Source organism: Halapricum sp. CBA1109 (assembly GCF_009741825.1).
Lineage (GTDB): Archaea > Halobacteriota > Halobacteria > Halobacteriales > Haloarculaceae > Halapricum.
On sequence record NZ_WPCA01000211.1, the window covers coordinates 1 to 3,227 of the forward strand.

3 protein-coding genes are annotated in these 3,227 nt (G+C 66.1%); all 3 read left to right on the plus strand.

The features are described 5' to 3' along the window. A partial coding sequence (locus GJ629_RS15170) for a pentapeptide repeat-containing protein (protein ID WP_157513765.1) occupies positions 1 to 2,118 on the plus strand: 2,118 nt, incomplete at its 5' end. A gap of 62 nt (positions 2,119 to 2,180) precedes the next feature. Continuing rightward, the gene (locus GJ629_RS15175) at positions 2,181 to 2,429 is read left to right on the plus strand and encodes a hypothetical protein (RefSeq protein WP_157513766.1); all 249 of its coding nucleotides are present in this window, start codon (positions 2,181 to 2,183) and stop codon (positions 2,427 to 2,429) included. A gap of 25 nt (positions 2,430 to 2,454) precedes the next feature. Continuing rightward, positions 2,455 to 3,227 (plus strand): AMP-binding protein (locus GJ629_RS15180; RefSeq protein ID WP_157513767.1); only part of this gene is annotated, 773 nt, incomplete at its 3' end.

The following is a 3,227-nucleotide window of genomic DNA, read 5'->3' on the forward strand; positions in this document are numbered from 1 at the left end:
GAGATGTCGCTGTCGGCGGCGACGGACATCCTCGAGACGGGCCCGGACGAACGCGACGCGGCGGGTATCTCGACGGCTGAGGTCGGACAGGCGTTGCTCACCGTCGTCCGGCGCGGCGGCCGCGAGGCGAAGGACCTCTCGGGCGCGACACTCCCGGACGTCGACCTCAGCCATCAGGTGCTCCGGGGCGTCGACACCGCACCGCTCGACCTCTCGGGCGCGGCGGTGGGCGCCATCGACCTCACGAACGCCACGGTCCGGGTCCCGGTGATCCTCGACGACGCGGACGTGGGGACCGTGACGCTCGACGACGCGACGTTCGAACACGATACGACCGCCAACGGCGCGACCATCGACGGCCTCCTCGCCCACGAGACCACGTTCCGGGGGAACGCGGAGTTCGAGGGAGCCACGCTCACCGACCGGTTCGACTGCCGGGAGGCGACCTTCGAGGACAACGTCTACTTCGACGAGGCGACGTTCGAGGCGTCGGCCGCGTTCAGCGCCGCCTCCTTCTACGGGGCGTCGAACCGTCTGGGGGACAACACGCGGTTCCGCGAAGCGACCTTCCGCGGGGAGGCGGATTTCCGACAGGCCGATTTCGAGTTCGTCCGCTTCGACGACGCCACCTTCGAGTCCGAGGCGATCTTCGAGGAGGCTACCTTCGAGGGAGACGCCGCGTTCACCGGCACCGTCTTCGAGGCCCGCGCCGATTTCGACGAGACGCGGTGTGACGGCGACATCTCTTTCGACGACGTGACCTTCGGGGCGCAGGCGGACTTCCGCGGCGTCGCCTACCGCGGCGGGGCCCGTAACCTCGAAGACGACACGACCTTCGAAGGCAGCAACTTCGAGGGGGAGGCCGACTTCGAGAAGTCGGTGTTCCGGTACACGAACTTCGACGCGGCGACGTTCGCGTCGCTGGCACACTTCCAAGAGTGCGTCTGGAACGGCGACGCCCACTTCCGAAAGACTGCCTTCGAAGGTACTGCCGATTTCGACGAGGCGCGATTCGGCGGCGACGCCGACTTCACGGAGGGTGAGTTCGGGACGGACTGCGTGTTCCGGGGCGCGGAGTTTCAGGGTCGGGACAACCACCTCGACACGGCGGCGACGTTCGTCGACGTGCGTTTCGCCGGCGACGTCGACTTCGACAACGCCGTCTTCGAGGCCGCGACGTTCACCGGCGTCGTCTTCGACGGACTGCTGGACTTCCGGAAGGCCGTCTTCGAGAACGACTTCGCCTTCGAGATGACCCCCCGGACGAACGAGGCGTACGTCAACTTCACCGAGGCCTCTCTGCGGACGGGTCGCATCGTCCAACCGGCGGACAACTGGGTACGGTACGACCTGACGCGGGCGAGTATCGGCGCCGTCGAACTTGACGCCGAACGGACCGTCGACCGGCAGGAACTGCTCGACTACTTCCGGTTCTGTGAGACGGAGTTCGACGCCTACGACGAGTACGACTTCGACTTCAGCGACCACACCGACTACCTCGACCGCAACCGCTACGTCCTCCACGAGTTCGATAGCTCGTGGGCGGACCACGACCCGGCGGTGCCGATGGTGCCCGCCGTCGTCGAGCGCACCTACCTCAAAGCCAAGACGGCGGCCTCGGGAGTCGGGAACCGACAGGCCGCCGGGGAGTTCCGGGTCAAGCGCCAGCAGTTCGCCCGCCGGAAGTACTGGGACATCGTCGGCGACGGAAGCGAGGACGCCGGGACACGGCTTCGCAACGCCGCGCGGGCGCTCGAGAACCTCTTTCTCGGCATCACTTGTGGCCACGGGCTCAGGCTATCCCGCATCGCTGTCGTGTTCGCGCTGTTTCCCGTCCTCCCGGCGCTGTTGTACACCTACGGCGGTCTCCTCCCGGGCCTGAGCCCCGAGTTGTTCGCGACCACGGGCGTCATCGAGGAGCGGACAGTCGCCACCGCGGGGGAGATACTCAGCGACACCGGGATACGGGCGTTCTACGCCAACCTCTCGTTCAGTTATATCACCTTCCTCACCATCGGGTACGGCAACGCCTCCCCGCAGGGGGGCATCGCAACCTGCTCGCGGCCGGGAGCGTCTACGTCAGCGTCATCCTCAGCGGCCTCGTGCTGTACGCGCTGATCAAACGCTCGGAAGTGTGACCACCGCAAATCGTTATATCAGTCGCCGAGAGTGATACTGGTATGGAACGGCACACGCTCGTTCAGTTGGTCGGCCTCGTCGGGTTCCTCGTGACGTCGATGGTCGCGTTCGTCCTCAGTGGGTCGTTATCGGAGGGCTACCCCGTCGGCCTCCTGTTCGGGTTCGCCATCGGCCTCTCCATCGCCGTGGTGCAGTACGGAATCGTCGTCGAGATACACGCCGAGAGCGGCGGCTACCCGACCAAGATAGCCCGGAAGATAGACGACGCCTTCGAGACGGGCAAGAACTAATTGCCGCGTTCGAGTATCGTACGGTATGGGAACACGTGACGAAGTCGTCTACGAACCCGACCCCGAGTTCGCCGCGGCGACGAACGTCCGGCAGTTTATGCGGGCCTACGGCATCGAGGACCGCGAGTCGTTGATCGAGCGGACGACGACCGACCTCGAGGGCGTCCCCGAGTCCGGCGTCGAGTGGTTCTGGGACGAGGTAGTCGACTACCTCGGCATCGACTTCTTCGAGGAGTACGACGCGGTCAGGGACGACACCGACGGGCCGCAGTTCAGCGACTGGTATCCCGGCGGCGAGTTGAATATCGCGCACAACACCGTCGACCGGCACGCGGCCGTCGACAGCGGGACCCGCAACCACGTCGCTACCATCTGGGAGGGCGAGGACGGCGAGGTGCGCGAACAGACCTACCACGACCTCCACAGGGAGGCCAACCGCGTCGCAAACGCCCTCGAGGAACGCGGGGTCACGACCGGCGACACCGTCGGCCTCTACATGCCGATGGTACCCGAAGTCGTCTCGATCCTCTACGGCTGTCTGAAGGTCGGCGCTATCGCCGTTCCCATCTTCTCGGGGTTCGGGACCGAGGCGACGGCGACCCGGATCGACGACAGCGAGTGTTCGGTGTTGTTCACCGGCGACGGGTTCTACCGCCGAGGCGATCCGATCACGCTGAAAGGGACTGCCGACGCGGCAATCGAACGGGTCGGCCACGTCGAACACACCATCGTCTACGAGCGACTGGGCGAGGGGGACCTCCCGTGGGACGACGGCCGCGACGAGCGATGGACCGACGC

Excerpts from the sequence above, each read along its gene's own strand:
- GJ629_RS15175 (WP_157513766.1), top strand. The coding sequence starts at position 2,181 with ATGGAACGGCACACGCTCGTTCAGTTGGTCGGCCTCGTCGGGTTCCTC.